This window comes from Psychrobacillus sp. 05T411 (genome assembly GCF_056396485.1).
Genome location: NZ_JBFTLO010000014.1, coordinates 33,000 through 56,756 on the forward strand (window position 1 = coordinate 33,000; position 23,757 = coordinate 56,756).

22 protein-coding genes and 2 other annotated features are annotated in these 23,757 nt (G+C 37.7%); of the genes, 8 read left to right on the forward strand and 14 right to left on the reverse strand.

Going from position 1 to position 23,757, the window contains the following annotated elements:
* The first annotated feature begins 158 nt into the window (after nt 1–158).
* Complete coding sequence (locus tag AC1DFT_RS12705; protein WP_478159124.1) at nt 159–1,418, forward strand: BaiN/RdsA family NAD(P)/FAD-dependent oxidoreductase; 1,260 nt, start codon at nt 159–161, stop codon at nt 1,416–1,418.
* A 122-nt stretch (nt 1,419–1,540) separates the two neighbouring features.
* Here AC1DFT_RS12705 and AC1DFT_RS12710 read toward each other — a convergent pair whose 3' ends face one another.
* Genes AC1DFT_RS12710 through AC1DFT_RS12720 form a run of 3 tightly spaced genes read right to left on the reverse strand, consistent with a single transcriptional unit; the run spans nt 1,541 to nt 2,935 of the window.
* Entirely contained in the window at nt 1,541–2,173 is a 633-nt protein-coding gene (locus tag AC1DFT_RS12710) for a hypothetical protein (protein ID WP_478159125.1), read from the reverse strand.
* Between the two features lie 59 nt (nt 2,174–2,232).
* Nucleotides 2,233–2,448 carry a helix-turn-helix domain-containing protein gene (locus tag AC1DFT_RS12715; RefSeq protein WP_478159126.1) on the reverse strand — a complete coding sequence of 72 codons (216 nt, stop codon included), beginning with the start codon at nt 2,446–2,448 and terminating at the stop codon, nt 2,233–2,235.
* 10 nt (nt 2,449–2,458) lie between these two features.
* Entirely contained in the window at nt 2,459–2,935 is a 477-nt protein-coding gene (locus AC1DFT_RS12720; protein WP_478159127.1) for a DUF2975 domain-containing protein, read from the reverse strand.
* Between the two features lie 167 nt (nt 2,936–3,102).
* Nucleotides 3,103–3,330, forward strand: a binding site (T-box leader).
* 52 nt (nt 3,331–3,382) lie between these two features.
* Here AC1DFT_RS12720 and trpE point away from each other — a divergent pair.
* Both trpE and AC1DFT_RS12730 read left to right on the forward strand, forming a co-directional pair.
* Nucleotides 3,383–4,771: an anthranilate synthase component I gene (trpE, locus tag AC1DFT_RS12725; RefSeq protein ID WP_478159128.1), complete on the forward strand. Its 1,389-nt coding sequence runs from the start codon at nt 3,383–3,385 to the stop codon at nt 4,769–4,771.
* Nucleotides 4,768–5,340 carry an anthranilate synthase component II gene (locus AC1DFT_RS12730; protein WP_478159129.1) on the forward strand — a complete coding sequence of 191 codons (573 nt, stop codon included), beginning with the start codon at nt 4,768–4,770 and terminating at the stop codon, nt 5,338–5,340. Before trpE ends, AC1DFT_RS12730 begins: the two co-directional genes overlap by 4 nt.
* 142 nt (nt 5,341–5,482) lie before the next feature.
* Here AC1DFT_RS12730 and leuS read toward each other — a convergent pair whose 3' ends face one another.
* The 7 genes from leuS to AC1DFT_RS12765 all read right to left on the reverse strand — a co-directional run bounded on the left by leuS (nt 5,483) and on the right by AC1DFT_RS12765 (nt 14,900).
* Nucleotides 5,483–7,894 carry a leucine--tRNA ligase gene (gene leuS / locus AC1DFT_RS12735; RefSeq protein WP_478159130.1) on the reverse strand — a complete coding sequence of 804 codons (2,412 nt, stop codon included), beginning with the start codon at nt 7,892–7,894 and terminating at the stop codon, nt 5,483–5,485.
* 41 nt (nt 7,895–7,935) lie between these two features.
* Nucleotides 7,936–8,148, reverse strand: a binding site (T-box leader).
* A 47-nt stretch (nt 8,149–8,195) separates the two neighbouring features.
* Nucleotides 8,196–8,849, reverse strand: a complete 654-nt coding sequence (locus AC1DFT_RS12740; RefSeq protein WP_478159131.1) for a 3-oxoacid CoA-transferase subunit B — start codon at nt 8,847–8,849, stop codon at nt 8,196–8,198.
* Between the two features lie 13 nt (nt 8,850–8,862).
* Nucleotides 8,863–9,552 carry a CoA transferase subunit A gene (locus tag AC1DFT_RS12745; protein ID WP_478159132.1) on the reverse strand — a complete coding sequence of 230 codons (690 nt, stop codon included), beginning with the start codon at nt 9,550–9,552 and terminating at the stop codon, nt 8,863–8,865.
* A gap of 163 nt (nt 9,553–9,715) precedes the next feature.
* Entirely contained in the window at nt 9,716–10,483 is a 768-nt protein-coding gene (locus AC1DFT_RS12750; protein ID WP_478159133.1) for a 3-hydroxybutyrate dehydrogenase, read from the reverse strand.
* Nucleotides 10,484–10,522: 39 nt separating this feature from the next.
* Nucleotides 10,523–11,851 (reverse strand): GntP family permease, encoded by a 1,329-nt coding sequence (locus AC1DFT_RS12755; protein WP_478159134.1) that lies wholly within the window; start codon nt 11,849–11,851, stop codon nt 10,523–10,525.
* Nucleotides 11,852–12,290: 439 nt separating this feature from the next.
* Entirely contained in the window at nt 12,291–13,634 is a 1,344-nt protein-coding gene (locus tag AC1DFT_RS12760; RefSeq protein ID WP_478159135.1) for a sigma-54 interaction domain-containing protein, read from the reverse strand.
* Nucleotides 13,635–13,730: 96 nt separating this feature from the next.
* Nucleotides 13,731–14,900: an MDR family MFS transporter gene (locus AC1DFT_RS12765; protein ID WP_478159136.1), complete on the reverse strand. Its 1,170-nt coding sequence runs from the start codon at nt 14,898–14,900 to the stop codon at nt 13,731–13,733.
* Between the two features lie 122 nt (nt 14,901–15,022).
* Between AC1DFT_RS12765 and mnmL the strand changes: the two genes are divergently transcribed.
* The 4 genes from mnmL to AC1DFT_RS12785 all read left to right on the forward strand — a co-directional run bounded on the left by mnmL (nt 15,023) and on the right by AC1DFT_RS12785 (nt 18,243).
* The gene (mnmL, locus tag AC1DFT_RS12770) at nt 15,023–15,982 is read left to right on the forward strand and encodes a tRNA modification radical SAM protein MnmL/YtqA (protein WP_478159137.1); all 960 of its coding nucleotides are present in this window, start codon (nt 15,023–15,025) and stop codon (nt 15,980–15,982) included.
* The gene (mnmM, locus tag AC1DFT_RS12775) at nt 15,979–16,548 is read left to right on the forward strand and encodes a tRNA 5-(aminomethyl)-2-thiouridylate-methyltransferase MnmM (RefSeq protein WP_478159138.1); all 570 of its coding nucleotides are present in this window, start codon (nt 15,979–15,981) and stop codon (nt 16,546–16,548) included. The genes mnmL and mnmM overlap by 4 nt, the downstream gene beginning before the upstream one ends.
* 68 nt (nt 16,549–16,616) lie before the next feature.
* Entirely contained in the window at nt 16,617–17,699 is a 1,083-nt protein-coding gene (locus AC1DFT_RS12780; protein WP_478159139.1) for a type III polyketide synthase, read from the forward strand.
* A gap of 1 nt (nt 17,700) precedes the next feature.
* Entirely contained in the window at nt 17,701–18,243 is a 543-nt protein-coding gene (locus tag AC1DFT_RS12785) for an isoprenylcysteine carboxyl methyltransferase family protein (RefSeq protein ID WP_478159140.1), read from the forward strand.
* 25 nt (nt 18,244–18,268) lie between these two features.
* On the opposite strand, the gene AC1DFT_RS12790 is transcribed toward AC1DFT_RS12785, so the two are convergent.
* The 3 genes from AC1DFT_RS12790 to AC1DFT_RS12800 all read right to left on the reverse strand — a co-directional run bounded on the left by AC1DFT_RS12790 (nt 18,269) and on the right by AC1DFT_RS12800 (nt 21,203).
* Nucleotides 18,269–19,582: an NAD-dependent malic enzyme gene (locus AC1DFT_RS12790; RefSeq protein ID WP_478159141.1), complete on the reverse strand. Its 1,314-nt coding sequence runs from the start codon at nt 19,580–19,582 to the stop codon at nt 18,269–18,271.
* 91 nt (nt 19,583–19,673) lie between these two features.
* Nucleotides 19,674–20,357, reverse strand: coding sequence for a phosphoribosylaminoimidazolesuccinocarboxamide synthase (locus AC1DFT_RS12795; RefSeq protein WP_478159142.1), 684 nt, complete (start codon nt 20,355–20,357; stop codon nt 19,674–19,676).
* A gap of 54 nt (nt 20,358–20,411) precedes the next feature.
* Complete coding sequence (locus AC1DFT_RS12800; RefSeq protein WP_478159143.1) at nt 20,412–21,203, reverse strand: alpha/beta hydrolase; 792 nt, start codon at nt 21,201–21,203, stop codon at nt 20,412–20,414.
* Between the two features lie 88 nt (nt 21,204–21,291).
* Between AC1DFT_RS12800 and AC1DFT_RS12805 the strand changes: the two genes are divergently transcribed.
* Nucleotides 21,292–21,804, forward strand: coding sequence for a gamma carbonic anhydrase (locus tag AC1DFT_RS12805; protein ID WP_478159144.1), 513 nt, complete (start codon nt 21,292–21,294; stop codon nt 21,802–21,804).
* 672 nt (nt 21,805–22,476) lie between these two features.
* On the opposite strand, the gene metK is transcribed toward AC1DFT_RS12805, so the two are convergent.
* Nucleotides 22,477–23,673 carry a methionine adenosyltransferase gene (metK, locus tag AC1DFT_RS12810; RefSeq protein ID WP_478159145.1) on the reverse strand — a complete coding sequence of 399 codons (1,197 nt, stop codon included), beginning with the start codon at nt 23,671–23,673 and terminating at the stop codon, nt 22,477–22,479.
* Nucleotides 23,674–23,757 lie beyond the last annotated feature (84 nt).

Genomic DNA, 23,757 nt, shown 5'->3' on the forward strand with positions numbered 1-23,757 from the left:
CCCTCTAAAAATCTACAGCATCCGCCGGAGGCTTTAATTTCATTCAGCAGTAAAATATTTGCTGAATGAAGTTAAAATGCCTACATTACAGTTTACATCTGTCTCATGAAAACCACAATCGTGTATAATAAAGAAAAAAGTGAAAGTGTGAACTATTTATGTATGACGTTATTGTAATTGGCGGGGGTCCATCTGGATTAATGGCCGCAGCTGCTGCTGGAGCAGAAAAGAAAAAAGTATTACTTATTGAAAAAGGTTCGAAGCTTGGAAAAAAACTCGCTATATCTGGTGGTGGACGTTGTAACGTAACCAATAGACTTCCTCAAGAAGAAATCGTCCAAAACATTCCTGGAAACGGACGTTTTTTGTTCAGTCCCTTCTCTGTGTTTAACAACGAGGATATTATTGCGTTTTTCGAAAATCTAGGTGTCCCTTTAAAAGAAGAAGATCACGGAAGAATGTTCCCTGTCTCAAACAAGGCGATGGATGTTGTAAATGCATTACTGGATGAGTTAAAAAGATTAAATGTCGAAATTAAATTAAATGCACCCGTTGCTAAACTGTTAATGAATGATGAAAAGATAATTGGCGTTCGCCTAGCAGACGGGGAAGAAATTATTGCAGGTAGCATTGTCGTGGCTGTTGGAGGAAAAGCTGTTCCGCAAACAGGTTCTACAGGAGACGGGTATCCTTGGGCAGAAAAAGCGGGACACACGGTTACGGATCTTTACCCAACGGAAGTTCCTTTATTATCAAGCGAGCCTTTTATCAAATCAAAAGAACTTCAAGGACTTGCATTACGAGATGTTGCAGTTTCCGTACTCAAAAAAAATGGAAAACCAATTATTACACATCAAATGGACATGCTTTTTACCCATTTCGGTTTAAGTGGTCCAGCCATTTTGCGCTGTAGTCAATTTGTAGTGAAAGAGCAGAAGAAAAACGGTGGACTGCCTGTTCAGGTCCGTATCGATAGTTTACCTGATCAAAACGAAGAGCAAACTTTTCAAATCCTCCTTTCTGCAATCAAAGAAGATCCAAAAAAAGCGGTGAAAAACGTTTGGAAAGGAATCGTGCCGGAAAGATGGCTTTTATTCTTGCTTCAACGTGCAAGTATCCTGGAAAGTGAAGATGGTCAAAATTTAGCCCACGATAAAATAAGAGAACTTGCACATCAGTTGAAACAATTTACAGTAAATGTTTATGGCACACAACCTTTGGACAAAGCATTTGTAACTGGTGGAGGTGTATCCATTAAAGAAATTGAACCAAAAACAATGGCATCGAAGAAAAAAGCCGGACTCTATTTCTGCGGTGAAATTTTGGATATTCATGGGTACACAGGTGGTTATAATATTACATCTGCCCTTGTAACTGGGAAAATTGCTGGCATGAGTGCAGCTCGTTTTATCGGGTAATTATTTTGGAGAACTAGATATCAGATATATACTTGTATGAAGCCATATTATTAATATTGTAATGAAAAATAAAAAGGACCATTTAAGGTCCTTTTTATTTTTTATAACAAATATCCTAAGAATTATTGTAGTGGTAGTTTCTTTTTTATAAGCTCAATGGGTTGCATGAACGCATATTTAAAATCGGTCTCTGGCAAGGACAGCATAACATGATCCAACAATGGATAATCATACAATCTTCCTTCGTRAATTAATTCGAAATGCGGATGCATTAAAAAGTCATGGGGCGTGACAAGCGTAGGTGGAAGATTCCATAAATCCAGGCCACTTTTTTCAAAAACCTCTGCAATAAATTGAGAGCAAAAGTATTTATTCCTTTGGTTAATTGGACGTCGGATAGCAACACCAACCAGACCCAGGAAGTTATACGAATATATCTCTTTATTATTATTAAAGCTTTGGATAACATCTCGGATACGATTATACTCTTTTGGTGAAACATCAATTTTTGATAACACACATCTTGTGTTATCAAAATATCGGTAAGTACCAAAATAAATATCCTCTTTTATAAAACCAGCAATCAGCGGATTTTTTGGGTATTTTCTTCCAAAACTATAGATTTCATCAAGTTTTTCGTCAAAAACGATGGAAACATGATTGTAAGGTGCATTTGTAAAATTTTTGATTGTTTTATTTAATAATGTACCTGTATCGGTCAATAAAACATAAACCGTTTTTTGTTCCTTATCCATCATTGTTACTCCTGTCCTTTTCCCTTACTTGCGATTGATCTCCCCCTACTCTATCTTTCTTAATCTTCTTTGTCACCTTTATATTCTAGAATATCCCCCGGTTGGCAATCTAATGACTTACATATTGCTTCTAATGTGGATAATCTAATGGCTTTTGCCTTTCCATTTTTCAGTATCGAAAGATTTGCCATTGTGATTCCAACTCTCTCAGAAAGTTCTGTAACACTCATTTTCCTTTTAGCCAACATCACATCAATATTGATTATTATTGCCATATTTTTCACCTCAGACTATTAAGTCATTTTCCGATTTTATATCAATCGCCTCTTTTAAAAGCTTTTGTAGAACTGCAGCAAACACCGCTATTACCATTGAAGCAAAAACAGGAACCATTCCGACTATGACGAGACCCGGTGCATCATCTAGCTCTGCTACGAGAAACACAAATGGGAGAATGACCACATACAAACCACTAATCGTCAATGCACAGAATTTGATTTTCTTGAGAGCTTTAACAGACAGCTCAGAAAATGCTTGGTTCTTATCAATATAACTTAAAAGCTTAAAAGTCTGATACAATGCAGCAAAAAACGGTATTACTGATACATACAAACCTATTAATATGGGATATAGTATATAAGCATAATCTGGATTTACTGGATTACTAGGTAACCAATACGCGCCGAATATGCCCAATGCAAAAATTGGCATTCCAATAAGAATCACAACTATCTTTAGAAAGAGCGTCGATCCTTGTTTCATAAAAAGCACCTCACTTATTTATTGTCCATTTTAATTTAACATATTATTTATCGTTTTACAATAAATTTTTATTTATTTTAGTTATATATTTATTGTTGCAATAAAACTAATTTGAAACAAACTAAATTGAAATTGAATTTTTGAAATCTTTATATTACAATGGTCTTTAACAAGCAATGAAGAAGAATAGTAGCTTTGTGGAATGCTTTAGAGAGCTGACGGTTGGTGCGAGTCAGTAGCGGACATAGAGTGAATGGGCTTCTGAGCTCCAAGGCTGAAAGTAATAGTAGGTTTTGGCGTATGTCTACGTTATAAGATGCACAACTGTTTGGTTGTGATTAAGAGGATTACAAAAGTAATCAATAAAGGTGGCACCACGGCTCTCCGTCCTTTTTAGATGGAGGGCCTTTTTGTGTTTAGTCGAGCAGAGAAAAGGAGAGATGAGCAATGACAGTTGAGACGAGAAGTTATGAGATGAAAGAGATCCAAGGAGACATGATGACACCTATTTCCATTTATCATTCTTTAAATGGAAATAAGAAAATGCTATTTGAATCATCCGCAAAACATGAAGAAAGCGGACGCTATTCTTTTATCGCACTAAATCCGATTGCTGAACTAATCGGGGACCAATCTAGTTTTACATTATCGTATAGCCACGGGGAAATGGAGAAAGGGTCGACGTCTGTTATAGAAAAGCTGAAAAAATTGATACCTATTCATACTGTAGAATACCCCTTTTCATTTTTCGGCGGAGCTATTGGTTATTTTGGATATGAAACGGCATTTTACCATGAGAAAATCGGGGAGCTATTGCCAGATGAATTAGAAATGCCCGATCTTCATCTAATGTTTTATGACACCTTTATTATTTTTGACCATCTAAAACAAACCGTGACCATTGCTGCAATTGATTTATTCCAAAATGGACGCACCCAACAAGAAATGACAGATGCAATTGAAACAATATATACTGATTTACTACAGAATACAAAGCTTCAAGAAGATACAGAAACAAAACTAGCTTTTCAATCCATGATAGAAGAATCTGCTTTCATTGAGATGGTAGAAAAAGCAAAAGAACATATTGTCAAAGGCGATATTTTTCAAGTTGTTTTATCGCAGCGATTTACCTCTCCTTTTGCAGGGAATCCTTTTTCGCTATATCGACAACTTCGTACAGCAAATCCTTCTCCCTATATGTTTTATATGGACTTTGGTAGCTATACAATACTCGGGACTTCCCCGGAAAGCTTAGTGAAAGTAAATAATGGAATTGTCACAACGAATCCAATTGCTGGAACAAAGCCACGAGGGAAAACCGTAGAAGAGGATATGCAAATTGCAAAAGATTTACTAAATGATGAAAAAGAAATTGCCGAGCATCGAATGCTTGTGGACCTAGGACGTAATGATATGGGAAGAATCTCCCAAATTGGTTCCGTGCAAATCGAAAAGTATATGACGATTGAATACTATAAATATGTCATGCATATTGTCTCGGAAGTGACCGGCCGACTTAAGGAAGATTTGCATATACTGGACGTTTTAACCGCTTGTTTACCTGCTGGAACTGTATCAGGCGCACCGAAAATTCGTGCGATGCAAATCATTAATGGGCTGGAAACGACGAAACGCGGAGTGTATGCTGGGGCGGTCGGTTATATTTCCGTCACTGGTAATATGGATTTGGCACTAGCTATACGTACGATGGTTGTAAAGGATAATAAAGCATATGTTCAAGCCGGTGCCGGTATCGTTCATGATTCTGTTCCGACGAGTGAATTCGAGGAAACGCTCAATAAAGCGAAAGCACTTTTGGAGGTGCAACGATGATTTTATTGATCGATAATTATGATTCCTTTACCTATAATTTGTATCAACAAGTAAGCATTCTTGGGAAAGATGTGCAAGTTGTGCGAAATGATGCGATAACAATGGAGGAAATTGAGCGGTTAAATCCGGAAGCGATTATTATTTCTCCGGGCCCTGGTACTCCATCTGAAGCTGGAATTTCAATCGATGTTATTCAGAAGTTGTATCAAAAGTATCCAATACTCGGAATTTGTCTCGGTCACCAATCGATCGGCGCTGCGTTTGGAGCTGATATTATACAAGCAAAAACGATCATGCACGGGAAGATTTCGGAAGTCGAACATACACAGTCATCCATTTTTGCCGCTTTCACTGAACCAATTTCCGTCATGCGTTACCATTCGCTTGTCATTGATGAACACACATTGAATGATGAATTAGAAGTGCTTGCAAGAGCTGGAGATGACAATGAAATTATGGCGATTAAGCATCGAGACTTCCCCTTATACGGGCTTCAATTTCATCCGGAATCGATAGGTACAGTACAAGGCGATCAGTTAATGAGGTCATTTATAGAAACACTACAATAAAGATATAAAATCGGAGGCTCCTAGAATTTTTCTAGGGGCTTTTATCATTGTTAAAAGGGAAAGAAGTGATTTAGTTGGAATAGCCAAAAAAAGTTAAAAAAGCTGCTTATCCCTCGAGGGGAATAAGCAGCTTTTTGGATTGTTAAATGACGATATTAACCATCTTACCTGGTATTGCAATAATTTTCTTCACTTCTTGCCCTTCCAACCATTGTTGAACTTGTTCGGAAGCTATTGCTGATGCTTCTAACTCTTCTTTCGTAGCATCTTTTGCAACTAGAAGTTTCGCGCGCACTTTCCCTTTAATTTGAACAGGAATTTCCACTACATTGTCTACTAATTTCGATTCATCAAATGTTGGCCACGCTTCGTATGTCATTGTATCTTCATGCCCTAAAATGCTCCAAAGCTCTTCTGCAATATGTGGAACAATTGGAGAAATTAGTTTAACAAATCCTTCTACGTATTCTTTAGATATATGTTCTGCTTTATAACCTTCATTGATAAATACCATCATTTGTGAAATGGCTGTATTATAATGCATGGATTCATAGTCATCTGTTACTTTCTTAACTGTTTGGTGATACACTTTCTCCATATTTTCGGAAGAAGTATCACTTACTTTTTCGCTTAGTTTTCCATTTTCATCGACAAACAAACGCCAAATTCGGTCTAAGAATCTTCTTGAACCGTCCAATCCATTCGTTGACCATGCCTTTGAAGAATCTAATGGTCCCATAAACATTTCATATAAACGAAGTGAATCGGCACCATGTGTTTTCACGATATCATCTGGATTTACTACATTTCCTTTTGACTTAGACATTTTCTCGTTATTTTCACCTAGGATCATTCCTTGGTTAAATAATTTTTGGAATGGCTCTTTCGTCGCAACAACACCAATATCATAAAGGAATTTATGCCAGAAGCGTGCGTACAATAAATGCAATACGGCGTGCTCTGCTCCACCAACATAAATATCGACTGGTAACCAACGTTTTGCTAATTCCGGATCAATAAGTGCTTCATCATTGTTTGGATCGATATAGCGTAAGTAGTACCAGCAGCTACCTGCCCATTGTGGCATAGTATTTGTTTCACGACGCCCTTTTTTCCCTGTTACAGGGTCTACTACATTTACCCATTCTGTAATATTGGCAAGTGGCGATTCACCAGTTCCACTTGGTTTAATATCCGTTGTTACAGGTAACATTAGAGGCAACTCGGATTCATCTACAGTTGTTGAAGTACCATCTTCCCAATGGATAACTGGAATTGGCTCACCCCAATAACGTTGGCGGCTAAATAACCAATCGCGCAAACGATAGGTAATTTTCTTCTCACCTTTACCGTTTGCTTCAAACCATTCAATTGCTTTAGCAATCGCTTGTTGTTTGTTCAAACCATTTAAGAAGTCTGAGTTCACTAGCATTCCATCTTCTGTATACGCTTCTTCTTCGACATTTCCGCCAGAAACTACTTCTACAATCGGTAGATCAAATTGTTTTGCAAACTCATAATCTCTTTCATCATGCGCTGGAACCGCCATAATTGCACCTGTTCCGTATGTTGCTAAAACATAATCCGCAATCCATATCGGCATTTTCTCGCCACTAACAGGGTTGATTGCATAAGCACCTGTAAATACACCTGTTTTATGTTTGGCAAGGTCTGTACGCTCTAAATCGCTTTTTAGCTTTACTTGATCTTGATATGCTTGCACTGCTTCTGTTTGCTCAGCTGTTGTTATTTTTTCAACCAGTTTATGCTCTGGAGCTAATACAGCATACGTTGCACCGAAAATAGTATCCGGACGCGTCGTAAATGCGCGGAATGATTCATTCGTACCGTCGATTTCAAACGTAAGCTCTGCACCTTCCGAACGTCCAATCCAGTTACGTTGCATCTCTTTTAAGCTTTCTGGCCAATCTAGTTCATCCAAATCTTCCAAAAGTCTATCTGCATAAGCAGTTATACGAAGAACCCATTGACGCATCGGACGTCGTTCTACCGGATGTCCCCCACGTTCTGATAGTCCATCGATTACTTCTTCATTTGCAAGCACTGTACCTAATGCAGGACACCAGTTTACAGGTACTTCATCTACATAAGCCAAGCCTTTTTTGTAAAGTTGGATGAAGATCCATTGTGTCCATTTGTAATAAGATGGATCTGTTGTATTTACTTCTCTATCCCAATCATATGAAAAACCAAGATCATTCATTTGACGTTTAAATGTAGCAATATTCTTGGCAGTAAATTCTGCAGGATCATTACCTGTATCAATTGCATATTGCTCTGCAGGAAGTCCAAAAGCATCCCAGCCCATTGGATGAAGCACGTTATAACCTTGTTTACGTTTAAAGGCACTTAAAATGTCCGTTGCAATATACCCAAGTGGATGCCCTACATGGAGTCCAACTCCTGAAGGATATGGGAACATATCTAATGCATAAAATTTTGGTTTCGAAGGATCATCCACCATTTTATACGTTTTGTTTTCTTTCCAATACTTTTGCCATTTTTTTTCGATTGCTTCATGATTAAAGCTCATTTAGTTTCCTCCTCCAATAAAAAAACTCGTCCCTTAAAAAACTAAGGGACGAGAGTATATACTCACGCGGTACCACCCAAATTAGTGGAAATCCACTCAACTTGTTTCCTTAACGCGGATAACGGTATAAGCTACTCTAATTTCACTTATACTGACTCAAAGGCGAGTTCAATAATTCGTTACGCTAACTCACACCAACCGTTAGCTCTCTTTAGAAACGTCGATTATTTACTAATCCTTTTCACAGTCACTACTATTAGCATTTATTCTAATGGATATTCATATAAAATACAACCTGTACTTATATCGCTACGTTTTCTTTTACATCTTTAACAATAAGCGTTGCTTCCGTTGCATCTATAATATCTTGAATCGTATACCCTTCAAATACCTCTTTCAATTCAAGACCATCTGAAGTTACTTCTATCATTGCCCGTTCTGTTATTATTTTATTCACAACTGCTTTACCTGTTAACGGTAATTCACATTCTTTTTTAATTTTTGCAGAGCCGTCTTTTGCACAGTGGTCCATAATAACGATGATTTTCTTGGCACCATGTACTAAATCCATGGCACCACCCATACCTTTGATCATTTTCCCAGGAATCATCCAGTTCGCTAAATCACCTGTTTCGGAAACTTCCATTGCTCCTAAAATCGCTACATCCACATGCCCACCGCGAATCATCGCAAATGATTCGGCGCTAGTGAAAAAGGAAGATCCGGGAATCGTCGTTACCGTTTCTTTTCCGGCATTAATAAGATCTGGATCTACTTCCTGCTCCGTCGGATATGGTCCGATACCAAGTAATCCATTTTCCGATTGGAGAACGACCGTCTTATCAGGAGATATAAAATTCGCCACTAATGTTGGAATTCCAATCCCTAAATTGACATAGTTACCATGTTTGATTTCTTTTTCTGCTCTTCTCGCAATTTTCTCACGTGTATTCAACTTAGTCTCCCCCTTATGAACGTGTTGTAAGACGTTCGATTCTTTTTTCTTGTGCCGCTTGGAATAACCCTTGTACATAAATACTTGGTGTATGTATTTGTGCTGGATCTAAGTCGCCTGTTTCTACAATTTCTTCTACTTCTGCAATCGTTATTTTCCCTGCAGCTGCCATCATCGGATTGAAGTTTTGTGCCGTTTTGTTATAGATTAAGTTACCAAATTTATCTGCTTTAGCTGCACGAATTAAAGCAAAATCCGCACGAAGAGATTCCTCTAGTACATACTCTTTGCCATCGTAAACGCGCACTTCTTTTCCTTCCGCAACGGCTGTACCAACACCCGCTGGCGTAAAGAATGCAGGGATTCCTGCTCCACCTGCACGAATTTTTTCTGCTAATGTCCCTTGAGGTGTTAGCTCTACTTCTATTTCTCCGGAAAGCACTTGACGTTCAAATTCTTTATTTTCTCCTACATATGAGCCAATCATTTTTTTAATTTGTTTATTTTTTAGTAGAAGTCCAAGACCCCACTCATCTACTCCACAGTTATTCGAAATAACGGTTAAATCTTTTACCCCTTTTTCAACTAAAGCTAAAATGAGCTGTTCAGGTATACCAACAAGGCCAAAGCCTCCTACCATTAACGTCATTCCATCTTCAATATTTGCTACAGCTTCACTTGCTGAACTGTAAATTGGTTTCATGAGACAATTCCCCTTTCTTATGTAAAGATACTACAATCTAATATTCTCAAATATCCGATAAATTAGCAATCTATTTAACTAGATCAGTTCCCGAGATAGATTATTTATTCCTGACCATGAATATTAATAAAACGCCCCGATTGTCAAATCGGGTGTTTATAATTTATTGGCTCGTGTAACCACCGTCCAAAATAACTGCTTGCCCCGTCATTCCTTTAGCAGCATCACTAGCTAAAAACAAAGTCAAATCTGCAATCTCTTTGACATCTAACAATCGCTTCTGTGGAACTAAAGGATATAACACTTCTTCTAAAACAGATTCAACCGGTACATTACGCACTTTCGCTAAATCCTTAAATTGGTTTCGAACAAGCGGGGTGTCCGCATATCCTGGACAAATAGCATTCACTGTAATTCCATCAGTAGCTGTTTCAAGAGCTGCAACTTTTGTAAGTCCAATGACGCCATGTTTAGCTGAGTTATAGGCTGCTTTACCAGCAAAGCCGACCAAACCATTAATAGAAGCCATATTAATAATTCTACCGAATCCGTTCTTCCGCATATGTGGAAGAACGTGTTTGGTTGCTATAAATGGTGCTGTTAACATTATTTTTATCAATAGTTCAAAGCGTTCAGTAGGGAAATCTTCTAACATAGCTACATGCTGCATTCCTGCATTATTAATAAGAATATCAATACGCCCGTACTTTTCTATCGTGACATTAAAGCAATTAATTATATCTTCTTCCTTTGTCACGTCACATTCAAGACCTAATACATCCTCGCCTAATAGGTTAGCAGCTTCTTTTACTTTCTCTTCATTGATATCTGTTAATACTACAATCGCGCCAGCTTTATAAAATTCTTGAGCAATCTCAAGACCAATTCCTTGGGCTGCTCCCGTGATAAACAGTACTTTATCTTTTACCATTTATATACCTCCCAAAATGTTATCTACCCATCAGGAAGATTAAATTCCTAATCCTAAAGAGAAGAGAATAATTGCAATTACTACACCAAGTATTGGTACTACCACAGTTGTCGCAGCAACTGGCCAATATGCCGCACTATGTTTTTCTCCACAGATTGATTGAATAGTAGTTACTACATATCCATTATGCGGCAATGAATCCAGCGCACCAGATGAAATAGCGACTACTCTGTGCAAGGCTTCTGGATTTACACCCATATCCATATAATGTGGTGCTAATAATGGTAAAGCGATTGATTGACCACCAGACGAAGAACCAGTCATACCGGCAATTACGGATACCGCAATAGCAGCTCCTATTAAAGGCGAACCTGGAATGTTAGTCATTGCCTCCACAGCGGTTGTAAATGCAGGTACATTTTTTGCAACCCCTCCAAAACCAACAACTGCAGCTGTATTACCGATTGCAATAAGTGCACCAACAGTACCAGCAGAGAATGCTTCCCAGAAATTTTTAGAATACTTTCTTCCAACTATATAAGTTGCAATTACTCCACCAAGTAAGGCAATTATTAATGCGGATTGCGCTAATTTATCATGGAAGATAAATGAGATAACTAATACAACTGCTAATGGAAGCATTGCTAAAAATGGATTAGGTAAATTTCGTTTCGTATCGAATGTTGGATCGGATTCACGGTCTACAAATTTTTCTCCTTTATTTACCGCTTTCTTAATAATACGGCTCAACCACCAATATCCAAAAATCGCCATAAATGCAGCTACGATAATACTTACTTCCCATCCTGCATATGCATTTGTTCCTAAAAACTCAATTGGAATCCAGTTTTGTATTTCAGGAGACCCTGCAGATGTCATTGTAAATGTAACGGAACCTAACCCTAATGTTGCTGGAATAAAACGACGAGGTAAGTCGGCTTGCTTAAACAATGAAATGGCCATTGGATATACAGAGAACGCAACTACGAACAAACTCACGCCTCCATATGTAAGAACTGCACAAGCAATAACGATGGCAAGTACCGCATATTTCATTCCTAGTTTATCGACAATCCATTTGGATACAGAATCTGCTGCACCACTATCCTCCATTACCTTACCAAAGACTGCACCAAGTAAGAACATTAAATACCAGGACATAATAAACCCGGTAAATCCTGTCATATAACTTGTTACAAAATTGGCTTCCCCTTCAGCCGCCAACTGTGAAAATAATGGCATACCACTCGTCAGTGCAACTACTAATGCCGATATTGGACCAGCCATTAAAATATTTACACCTTTCATGGTCAAGACAATCAATAAAGCTAAGCCGCCTATAAGACCGACCATACTTAATGCTCCCATATATAAATCCCCCTATTATTTAAAATCGTGGTAAAATAGCAAGCTTTCTTTTTGTGGAAAGAGTTTATTAAAGTGATCAAAATATATAAAAGAATCTAGTAATAAATATTGTTAGTGCAGAAATCATCCTCTTCAATAAATTTTAGTTACCACAACATTTTTAAGTATTTTAACATCCTACAATCTAATTCCCTGCAGAAGAACAGATTTCTTTACTAGGAGTATTTTGCATAACGATATACATAAAAGCGCTTTCATATGTCATTAAAACATAATCGAAATTTTCAATCAATGGTAATTATGGTGATATTGTTTCCTCTATATTTCCCATTAATCCGATTTTCCGGATAATTCTAACACTAAAATAAATTGTATGAAGGATTGCTTCAAGCTAAAAAATCCGAATTTCTGGATTTATGTCCAAAAAATCGGATTTAGTTCAAAAGTTATATTTTTTAATTTTTTCATAAAGCGTAGATCTACTTATCCCTAATTGTTTGGCAATCAGCGCTTTATTGGATTGATTTTCAAGTAAATCTTGAATGACGCGTTTTTCGACTTCAATTAAAATATCCTCCAGTTTTCCATTTTTTTGAAACGACAGAGCATTTTGTTTCTTTACTTGTATTGGTAATGCTGAAGGTACTATAACGTCATTTTCAGCTAAATATATCGCCGCTTGTAATACATTTTGCAATTCACGGACATTTCCTGGCCAATGATAAGATTGAAGTATTTCTCTCGTTTTTGTTGCCAATACAATTTTCCGTCGGCCAGCCTGCACAACAAACTTTTGGAGAAAATAATTTAACAGCTCATCTAGGTCTTCTATACGATCCCTAAGAGGAGGAATTCGTAAAGTTACAGCTTGAATTCGATAGAATAAATCTTCCCTAAATTTCTTCTCATCTACAAGATTTGCTAAGGACACATTCGAAGATGCTAATATTCGAACATTTACCTGTTCCTCTTTCTCCGCCTGCATTGTAAAAACCGCTCCATCTTGCAAGGTACGCAGAAGCTTGGCCTGTAGTGTCAGAGGGAGTGCACTAATTTCATCTATGAATAATGTTCCTTTGTCAGCTTGCTTGTATCTACCTCTACTAGATTTACCGGTTGCTAAGTCATACTTTCCAAATAATTCTTCCTCCAGTAATTCTGGTGGAACTTCTGCACAATTTACTTTAACAAAAGGCTCATTTGAGCGTTCTGAAAGCTGATGTATACTGTGTGCAAAAATTTCTTTTCCAGTTCCACTTTCCCCTTCTATTAGAACGGGTATATCGCTTGGAGCAATTATTCCGATCGTCTCTTTTATTTTTCGAACTGCAGCCGAAGTTCCTTTAATATCCCCTAGATGGTACTCCTTATAGCTATTATCTTCCATATTCAATTGAATATGTTCCATAGTTGTTCTAACATGAGAACTTAGCTTTTTCCAATCAGACATGTCTCTAAATATAACGCTTCCAAAAGCACCAACAATTTTTCCATCGACAACAAGAGGCACACGATTCGCAAGCATATATGTCCCTTTAATATAATGAGGAGAGGCTATATGTGTGTTGCCCGACTTAATAACTTCATGCATTTTTGTGTTTTCAATAACTTCAGCGACTGGCTTTCCAATCGCATCATCCCTTTTTACTTCTAAGAAACGGCAATATTCTTCATTAATGTAAAGAATATTAGAATGCTCGTCCACAACTACAAACCATTGGAACGCATTCTCCAGTATTTCCGCAAGCACTGATGCGGATAAGTTTTTCAAAAAAGTTTCCATACCAATTCCCCCCCTTTAGAAACAGCTTATCTTTCATATTCTCAAAGATTGGCATAATAATCAATTTCATTTCAGCAAAAAACCGTTTGATTTTCATCAAACGGTGCGTTTTTTAAGTGGTAAATCATAAAGCAAACTCGTAATAATCGCAAAAATCATCAAACTCGTTAAAATCAATATCATCATCGGCGTGCCATAAGCTTCTACCAGTAAACCACCTATAAAAGGTCCAATCATTCGTCCAACAGTTGCCATACTATTGACAATGCCTTGATAGAATCCTTCTCTCCCTTTTGGCGCCAACTTATCAGCAAGCGTCGGAACAGCTGGCCATACGAACATTTCACCAATCGTCAGAATGACCATTGCTGTGATAAACATCGAATAGCTCTCTGCAAACGCAACGACAACAAAAGATCCCATGAAAATAACAATCCCGATGATAAGCTGCGTTTTAATTTTATGCTCTAATCGATTTATGATCGGTTTAATGAGCGGTTGAGCCGTAATAATTAGTAAGCCATTGATCGTCCATAGCAAACTATATTGCTTTAACGATATGCCTAAATCTAACACATGCGTAGAAATAGTCGAAGTCCACTGCACATATACGATCCATGTCAACATATACCCAACTGTTACAATCATCATGGCATAGAAAGGTGCTTTTTGTTTTATTTCCTTTTTCTCATTCAACACCGAGCTATGTCTATTCGTCGTCACAACTAATTTCCGATAAAAAATCCAAACAACAGCTAAAAATAATACATAGGTCAATAGATTCGCCATGAATATGTGATTAATATTATTGGCCGCCACTACCCCTGCAATCGCAGGACCAATTGCAACCCCAACATTTTGCGCCAAATAAATCGCATTAAAGGCCCTTCTTCCACCTTCTGGCCAAACACTGCCGACCATCGCATACATACTCGGGAAAATAATTCCCCCGCTAAATCCTAAAATTGCAACAAACCATATATATTCAGGCCAACCATGCCAAATTGTTAACAAGCCTAAAGCTATTAGCGACAAAATAATTCCTAGCAAAATCGATTTATACCCGCCAATCCGATCGAACAAATACCCTCCAAGTAAATTACCTATTACACCTGTCCCAGCATTAATCATGAGAACAAACCCAGCCATCGAAAGTGACTGTCCCAAATAATCATGCATGTAGATAGTATGTAAAGGCCATAAGAAGGAATTCCCCATCGTATTGATAAACATTCCGATGATTAAAAGCCATACAGCTTTTGGCATACAAAACACCTCATTTCCTCGTACGCTAAACTATTGTATGCTTTTTTATAATGTACTTCAAGATGGATACAACAAACTTTACGAAGACATGATAAAATAGGCATGTTAAGGAGTGAAATTGCATGAATGAAAACAACTTTCCTTTTCCATCAGATGGAAAAAGGTATTATACATGGAATCGATATTTACGAGATAGATTTGACCAGAAAATTTTCAAAGTCGCGCTAGACGCTGGCTTTGACTGCCCTAATCGAGATGGTACGGTCGCATTCGGTGGTTGCACATTTTGCAGCGTCGCAGGGAGTGGTGATTTCGCGGGAGATAAAGTAGATCCAATTCCAATGCAGTTTGAAAAAATAAAAGTCAAAATGCATGAAAAATGGAAAAAAGGAAAATATATCGCCTATTTTCAAGCGTATACAAATACTCATGCCCCTCTTCCCATATTAAAAGATAAATTTGAAGCTGCTTTGGCACTAGAAGGTGTCGTCGGCATTTCCATTGCAACTAGGCCCGACTGCTTACCTGATGATGTAGTTGAGTATTTAGCCGAGTTAAACGAACGAACTTATTTATGGATCGAGCTAGGACTTCAAACAGTGCATGAAAGAACGGCAAATTTAGTAAATCGTGCACATGATTATCCTACTTATATAGAAGGTGTAAACAAATTACGCAAACACGGCATCCGAATTTGCACACACATTATAAATGGTCTCCCTTTAGAAGACCGTGAAATGATGATGGAAACTACCCGGGAAGTGGCTAAGCTTGATGTGCAAGGGATTAAAATTCATTTACTTCATTTATTAAAAGGAACTCCAATGGTAAAACAATACGAAAAAGGGAAGCTAGAATTTATGGAAAGAGATGCCTATATTCAGCTCGTTGCCGACCAATTAGAAGTACTTCCACCTGAAATGGTTGTCCAACGTATTACAGGCGATGGACCGATTGATTTAATGATTGGACCTATGTGGAGTGTCAACAAATGGGATGTGTTAAATGGGATAGATGCGGAGCTTGCCAAACGAAATAGTTATCAAGGGAAATTATATGAAAAGACTGGTGTTTTACGATGATATTAAAAAGAGTTTTACCATTTGCAAAAGAGTTACTAGCAAATGTTGTGGAAAAAGGTGATTCAGTAATAGACGCAACTGCAGGAAATGGGCATGATACATTGTATCTTGCGGATCTAGTAGGAGAGAATGGGCATGTCTATGCTTTTGATGTGCAAAAAGAAGCCATTCAAGCAACTGAGGATAAGCTTGCGCAAGCGAATTTGCTTGGACAAGTTTCGTTAATTCATGATGGGCATGAATATGTTAAGAAGTATGTTACGGAAGAAGTATCTGCAGCCATTTTTAATCTAGGATATTTGCCCGGTAGTAACCATGAAATCGTTACAAGAGGAACTTCTACTGTTCAGGCGATTGAATCACTTTTGCATTTACTAAAAGTTGGAGGATTGATCGTTTTAGTAGTTTATCACGGACATGAAGGTGGTAAAGAGGAAAAAGAAGCACTTATGGCTTTCGTACAACAATTACCTCAAGCGTACGCTCATGTGCTATCTTATCAATTTTTAAATCAACAAAATGATCCACCATTTATTATTGCAATTGAAAAAATGAAGGACAATTAACTCTTCATCCACTTCTTTGCATATTCAGAGAATACATGGAGAGACTACCTATAAAAAGGAGAATCTCCATGCCTAAAATTGCATCCATAAGTACATATAAACCTCCCTATACATTAAACCAAACAAATATTGAACAACTAACAAAAGAACTATTCAAAGACAAGATTGCACAACTGGATCGATTATTAAAAGTATTTGAGAACGGTGATATCGAAACTCGCAATTTTTGTGTACCTCTAGAATGGCATCAAACAAATCATACATTTGAGGAACGTAATGATATATATATAGAGTTAGCGACAAAATATAGTGGAGAAGTTATTCAAACTTGCCTTCAAAACACAACTTTCCTACAACAGACGATTGATTCAAAAGAAATAGAAGCTATTATTTTCGTTAGTACTACTGGAATCTCCACTCCAAGTATCGATGCCCGTGTCATGAACCAGCTCCCTTTTTCCGATCGTATGAAACGGATCCCATTATGGGGACTAGGTTGCGCTGGAGGAGCTGCGGGAGTGAGTAGAGCTTTTGACTATTGCAAAGCCCATCCGAAGGAAAAAGTACTCGTTGTTTGTGTAGAGCTTTGTAGTCTTACATTTCAACCAAATGATTTTTCCAAAAGTAATTTAATTGGAGCTTCTCTTTTCGCTGACGGTGCAGCTTGCGTATTAGTATGTGGGGATGAAGCGAATGTTTCAACGAAAAGACCCGTTCCACACATTATAAATACAGCTTCTAAATGGATGCCAGACTCTGAAAATGTGATGGGATGGGATATTAAAAATAGTGGATTACATGTTGTATTTTCGAAGAGTATCCCTTCTATTATCTCTAGTTGGCTTGGACCGTTCATCGATGAATTTTTCATGGAACAACAAATAACAAAAGAACAACTCAACCATTTTGTCGCACATCCTGGAGGCAAAAAAGTACTAGAAGCCTACGAAGAAACACTTCAACTCCCAGAAGGAAAAACGTCGATTTCTCGAGAAGTATTAAAAAACCATGGTAATATGTCTTCCCCTACCGTTCTTTATGTATTGGAGCAATTCATGGAACAAGAAAATAGAAAAGAAGATATCGGGTTACTTGTTGCATTAGGTCCTGGATTTTGTGGAGAAGCAGTTTTACTAAATTGGGGGGATTAATATGTTATTTTTCATCCTTATATTCCTAGTTATTGCACAAAGAATTACGGAAGTTTTTATCGCGAAACGAAATGAAAAAAAGATGCTCGCACGTGGTGCTTATGAAGTGGGTAGCTCCCATTATCCATATATGGTTGCCCTTCATGTGAGTTTTTTTGTTTGTTTAATCGCAGAAGTCGTATTTATGAACCAACGTATTTCTCCATTGTTTCCACTATTTTTAGTTATTTTTTTATTTGTTCAAGCACTACGCATTTGGTGTTTAACTTCTCTAGGAACATTTTGGAACACGAAGATTATGATTTTACCTGGTGCCCAAGTTGTAAAAACCGGTCCCTATTTGTATATGAAACATCCGAATTATGTGGTCGTTTGTATTGAAATAGCACTCTTACCTTTAATGTTCCAAGCATACTTTACAGCGATTTGCTTTACGCTTTTAAATCTAGCCATGCTATCGGTTCGTATTCCACTGGAAGAAAAAGCGTTGATGGAAGCAACCGATTATACGGAGGAATTTAAAAAGAAGATTTCGGCTTCTTAACCGAAATCTTCTTTTATAATGGATTTTATTGTTGATTTGCAGCTTCTTCTACTGCTCTTGCCACTAAATGATGCACAGTTGGATCTAGTGGGTTTGGTATTAACTCGCCAGGTTTCGTATGACTGACAATCGCTTGGGCTGCCGCTATTAGCATTGGGTATGTAATAGCCGATGCTCCAGCGTCTAATGCCCCTTTGAATATACCTGGGAAACCGATTACGTTGTTTACAGAACGTCCATCTGCCGCAAAAGCTGCTCCTGCTGCGATTGCTTCGGAAGGAAGTATTTCTGGATTTGGATTGGAAAGAGCTAAAATAATTTGACCATGTCGAACCATTTCCGGTTTGATCAGACCAGATACTCCAGTTGTCGCAACAATAATATCACATGTTTCCATCATTTCTTCCAGTGATCCAATTGTTTTTCCACCATAGTTAATCAAACGATTTTGCGCTACTTCTTGGCGATCAAGTCCATAAACGTCTTCTACACCATAAGCCATTAACATGCGGCATATCGCAAGACCCGCAGCACCAAGGCCAATTTGACCGATTTTTGCTTTTTTCACATCAACATTTGTAGACTTACATGCAGATAATATAGCCGCCAATGCAACTACTGCCGTTCCATGCTGATCATCATGCATAACCGGGATAGGTAGCTCTTCCTTCAGTCTTTCTTCAATTTCAAAGCAATGTGGTGAGCCAATATCTTCTAACAAGATAGCTCCGAAACCTTTATGTATATGTTTAATCGTTTCTACTATTTCATCTGGATCACTTGTGTTCAATAAAATTGGAATTCCGCTCAGGCCGACAAATTGATCTAATAATACAGCTTTTCCTTCCATAACCGGCATTCCAGCAACTGGACCAATATTTCCTAGACCTAATATTGCTGTACCATCAGTTACAATGGCAACGGAGTTTCCAATCGAAGTAAAGTAGTTAGCTTTTTCTGGATGATGAAGTATTTCCATACATACACTTGCAACTCCAGGCGTGTAGATTCGTTGTAAATCTCCAAGGGAGCGTACATCTAACCTACTCTTCATCGCAATTTTTCCACCCTCATGCGCGTTTAAAACATCATCCGTTACCGCATGAATTTTTACTCCATTACCAATCGCTTCAATATTTGCGATTACTTTATCTAATTGCTCAATAGATTTACATGTAATTGTAATATCACGAACTGTTATTAATGCACCACTTTTTAATGTTGTAATATCACCAATATCTCCATCACCTAGTCCAATCGCCGTTGCAACTTTCGCAAAATTACCTGGCTTCGAAGGAGTTTCTACAATAATATTTCGAATAATATGTTGGTTTTGCATGTTATATCTCCTTTAAACTCACTTTTTCGACCACTCGATTATAACATAAAAAAACCCCTCATTCATAAGGAATGAAGGAATCTTTCTTATATTAAGAGAATAAAAGTCTTTCTAATGCTAAAGGTTCTATATATTGACCATCTTTATATACACGCATATTCCCACCTGAAATTTCATCGATTAGAATTATTTCATTTGTTTTGGCATCACGGCCGAACTCCAGTTTAATATCGTATAAATCTAACCCTTTTATTGCTAAATCCTCTTTCACTAATTGAGAAATTTGTTTGGTTAAAGTTTGTAATATTTCATATTCCTCTTCTGAAAGAATAGAAAGCATGGAAAGGGCTTGTTTCGAGATTGGCGGATCTTGACGCTCGTCGTCTTTAATCGTTACTTCCACAAATGCATCTAAAGGTTGTCCCTCTTCACAATATGCTCCATATCTACGTAAAAAGCTTCCGACAGCTTTAAAGCGGCAAATAACTTCAAGTCCTTTACCAAAAACTTTCGCTTCTTTTACAGTCATTGTAGATTCTTCGATATTAGAATCGATAAAATGGGTTGGTATTTCTTTTTCCATTAACTTTTGAAAGAAATAAGTAGTCATGCGTAGTCCTGCTTTTCCAGCGCCTTCTATTGTTAAGCCGACCGTATTGGCACCGGGATCAAAGACACCATTTTCACCAGTTACATCATCTTTAAATTTTAATAAAACATCCCCATTATCCAGCTTGTAAACGTCTTTTGTTTTACCTTGATAGGTAAGATTCATTTGCAACTTCCTCCTTCAATTAACTACGCCTTATTTTACACCTAAAAGACATATTCAAACAATATACCCGATAGATCTTAGTACATTATTTATAAATGAATGCGAGTAGGCAAAAATTTCTTCTCGTTCCGGTTCTTGATGGAGATCATGAAAACAATTTTTCCATTCTTTATACTGATACTCAGAAAGTGTTTGTTTTTTTAACCAACTAATTGTTGCCTTCGTATCCGTAATTTTATCTCGTTCTCCCGTCATTAACAAAATCGGAACATTGGGAACAGACTCTTCCGACTGTACGACCGTTTTCATCAATGTTTGCAATTCTTTATACCAGTCATTGGTAACGAGCGTACTATATGCTGGATCCTCGACAAATTGGCGGAATACTTCATAGTTTCTTGTTAATTCATTTAACTCAATCTCATGGTTAATCTTTTGCGGGACGGATAATTTTGCTAGTGCATTTGTCCATTTAGACGGCATTTTTTTTAGGTGAAGCCATGGAGATGTTAGAATTACCCCTGCATATTCCAATTCTAGTTTGCGCATCACTCTTATTAATAATGTTGCCCCTAGCCCATGTCCCATTAAAAAAATTGGTAAATCATATGTTACTGCAACTTGGAGTGCCTGTTTTATATATTCTTTATACAATTCAAAAGACTCATCATGTAGCCCTTTTGCTTTTTTTAGTTCACCATGACCAGGTAAATCCCCCATAACGATATGGCAATTAGAGCTTCTTAATTTTTCAATTAGCCAAGCATATCTACGATGGTGTTCATATGCACTATGTACGAGGATGATTACTGCCTTTGGTTTTTCTTCTGCTTCCCATTTCCACATGAACAGCACACCTTCCTGTTTTGTTTCATTTTTTGTGTTTGTTTGTTACGATTAATTATATTCTATTTTAATAAAGGGTGTGTATTTATTGATTTATCCTTATAAAGACAAAATTCCATCGATTGATGAATCTGCTTTTATAGCTGATTATGTCACAATAACAGGCGATGTGACAATCGGTCCGGAGTCTACAATTTGGTTCAATACGGTAATTAGAGGGGACGTTGCTCCTACGATTATTGGTCGTAAAGTAAGTATTCAAGATTTAAGTTGCCTTCATCAAAGTCCAAATAAGCCACTCATTATCGAGGACGAAGTAACGATTGGGCATCAAGCAACTTTACATAGTTGTATCGTTCGAAAAGGTGCATTAGTTGGGATGGGTTCCATTATTTTAGATGGTGCCGAAATCGGAGAAGGTGCATTTATCGGAGCAGGAAGTCTTGTACCTCCTGGCAAGAAAATTCCGCCTGGTTCACTAGCATTTGGAAATCCCGCAAAAGTAGTACGAGAGCTTAATGATGCTGATAAAGAAGATATGCAGCGCATTATTCGAAAGTATGTGGAAAAAGGCGAGTATTATAAATCGTTGCAGAGATAAAGGCTAAGAGCGCCACTCGTGTGGCAACATCCTGTTGGCCCCGGCAGGAATCGCTACCTGCAGCGAAAATCAATGAAAATTGCTTACTTACTCAGCATCGACTCGCTAAAAACAAAATTTTATACAGTTTTTTCTAATGCGAATCCAGGAAATGGCTTAGGGCAACCAACCGATCATTGAAAGCAACTAGTACTATGTTGAAAGCAACTAAATCAGCACGAGAGCAACCAAAACACTAGTGAAAGCAACCAATTTTTAAAATAGCAAGTTTACTTGGATTGAGACGCCCATGACTGTGACGCATTATTTATAAATGTTGCGCGTTTGAATGGCAACGTTGCGCAAATGACCTACAATGTTGCGTGTAACGACTAGGATTTTGCGCATTTTTGATCTTATATTCTTATCTAGCTAAATAGTGGGAATCATTTTGCCGTAGCTGGTCGTGCCACATGAGCCAAAGTCATGAACCCACTTGCGTGTAACACGAGTAGGTTCATGGGAGGTGCGACAAACGCGAAGGTTAGCAGGAACTCACTAAGTAGCATTATACCTATTTCATATACATTATAAAAAATGTCTTATCTTATGTTACCTGAAAACAGTTATCTACTATAGTTTTATAGAAAAAAAAAGCCACCACTTTTAAAAAGTGATGGCTTTTCTTATTACTTATAATCCTGCTTTTTCTTTTAAAGCGTCTGCTTTATCTGTTTTTTCCCATGGCGCGTCGATGTCTGTACGACCGAAGTGACCATAAGCTGCAGTTGGTTTGTAAATTGGACGACGTAGGTCTAGCATTTTAATAATGCCTGCTGGACGAAGGTCAAATAGTTCACGAATGTAAGCTACTAATTGTGCCTCTTCTACTTTTCCAGTTCCAAATGTATCAACAGCGATCGATACAGGTTGAGCTACTCCAATAGCATAAGCTAATTGTACTTCGCAACGGTCTGCAAGTCCTGCAGCGACAATGTTTTTTGCTACATAACGAGCAGCATATGCAGCGGAACGGTCTACTTTCGTTGGATCTTTACCAGAGAAAGCACCGCCTCCATGACGAGCGTAACCACCGTAAGTATCTACGATAATTTTACGACCTGTTAAACCTGCATCCCCTTGAGGTCCACCGATTACAAAACGGCCAGTTGGGTTGATAAAGTATTTTGTATTTTCATCGATTAAATGAGCAGGAACAATCGGCTTGATCACTACTTCTTTTAAATCTTTTTGAATTTGTTCTAGCGTAATTTCTGGATGATGTTGCGTAGAAATAACAATCGTATCAATACGAACTGGATTATTATTCTCATCATACTCCACTGTTACTTGTGTTTTACCATCTGGGCGTAAGTAGTCTAATGTTTCATCTTTACGCACTTGGGCTAAACGACGTGACAGCTTATGCGCTAAACTAATTGGAAGTGGCATAAGTTCAGGTGTTTCATTACATGCGTAACCAAACATTAAACCTTGGTCCCCTGCTCCAATTGCTTCGATATCTGAATCCGTCATAGATCCTTCACGAGCTTCTAACGCTTGGTCAACACCCATAGCAATATCAACAGACTGCTCATCAATTGCAGTCAATACTGCAGATGTTTCTGAGTCAAAACCATATTTAGCACGAGTGTAACCAATTTCTTTAATAGTAGAACGTACTACTTTTGGGATATCTACATAAGTAGACGTTGTAATTTCTCCTGCAACTAAAACAAGACCTGTTGTTACACTTGTTTCACAAGCAACACGTGCATTTGGATCTTCTGTTAAAATAGCATCTAATATAGCATCCGAAATTTGATCGCAAATTTTGTCTGGATGCCCTTCTGTAACTGATTCCGACGTAAATAATCGGCGTTGTGTCATAGAATATTCCTCCTATATCCTGCGAGATTTCTCTCAAGAATTGATACGGTACTCATTCCCATGTCAAGCCATTTCAAATGGATT

Excerpts from the sequence above, each read along its gene's own strand:
- AC1DFT_RS12755 (WP_478159134.1), bottom strand. The coding sequence starts at position 11,851 with ATGGGAGCATTAAGTATGGTCGGTCTTATAGGCGGCTTAGCTTTATTG.
- AC1DFT_RS12760 (WP_478159135.1), bottom strand. The coding sequence starts at position 13,634 with ATGGAAACTTTTTTGAAAAACTTATCCGCATCAGTGCTTGCGGAAATA.
- AC1DFT_RS12765 (WP_478159136.1), bottom strand. The coding sequence starts at position 14,900 with ATGCCAAAAGCTGTATGGCTTTTAATCATCGGAATGTTTATCAATACG.
- leuS (WP_478159130.1), bottom strand. The coding sequence starts at position 7,894 with ATGAGCTTTAATCATGAAGCAATCGAAAAAAAATGGCAAAAGTATTGG.
- AC1DFT_RS12715 (WP_478159126.1), bottom strand. The coding sequence starts at position 2,448 with ATGGCAATAATAATCAATATTGATGTGATGTTGGCTAAAAGGAAAATG.
- AC1DFT_RS12730 (WP_478159129.1), top strand. The coding sequence starts at position 4,768 with ATGATTTTATTGATCGATAATTATGATTCCTTTACCTATAATTTGTAT.
- AC1DFT_RS12750 (WP_478159133.1), bottom strand. The coding sequence starts at position 10,483 with ATGGTAAAAGATAAAGTACTGTTTATCACGGGAGCAGCCCAAGGAATT.
- AC1DFT_RS12785 (WP_478159140.1), top strand. The coding sequence starts at position 17,701 with ATGTTATTTTTCATCCTTATATTCCTAGTTATTGCACAAAGAATTACG.
- AC1DFT_RS12800 (WP_478159143.1), bottom strand. The coding sequence starts at position 21,203 with ATGTGGAAATGGGAAGCAGAAGAAAAACCAAAGGCAGTAATCATCCTC.
- AC1DFT_RS12745 (WP_478159132.1), bottom strand. The coding sequence starts at position 9,552 with ATGAAACCAATTTACAGTTCAGCAAGTGAAGCTGTAGCAAATATTGAA.
- metK (WP_478159145.1), bottom strand. The coding sequence starts at position 23,673 with ATGACACAACGCCGATTATTTACGTCGGAATCAGTTACAGAAGGGCAT.
- mnmM (WP_478159138.1), top strand. The coding sequence starts at position 15,979 with ATGATATTAAAAAGAGTTTTACCATTTGCAAAAGAGTTACTAGCAAAT.
- AC1DFT_RS12795 (WP_478159142.1), bottom strand. The coding sequence starts at position 20,357 with ATGAATCTTACCTATCAAGGTAAAACAAAAGACGTTTACAAGCTGGAT.
- trpE (WP_478159128.1), top strand. The coding sequence starts at position 3,383 with ATGACAGTTGAGACGAGAAGTTATGAGATGAAAGAGATCCAAGGAGAC.
- AC1DFT_RS12705 (WP_478159124.1), top strand. The coding sequence starts at position 159 with ATGTATGACGTTATTGTAATTGGCGGGGGTCCATCTGGATTAATGGCC.
- mnmL (WP_478159137.1), top strand. The coding sequence starts at position 15,023 with ATGAATGAAAACAACTTTCCTTTTCCATCAGATGGAAAAAGGTATTAT.
- AC1DFT_RS12790 (WP_478159141.1), bottom strand. The coding sequence starts at position 19,582 with ATGCAAAACCAACATATTATTCGAAATATTATTGTAGAAACTCCTTCG.
- AC1DFT_RS12720 (WP_478159127.1), bottom strand. The coding sequence starts at position 2,935 with ATGAAACAAGGATCGACGCTCTTTCTAAAGATAGTTGTGATTCTTATT.
- AC1DFT_RS12780 (WP_478159139.1), top strand. The coding sequence starts at position 16,617 with ATGCCTAAAATTGCATCCATAAGTACATATAAACCTCCCTATACATTA.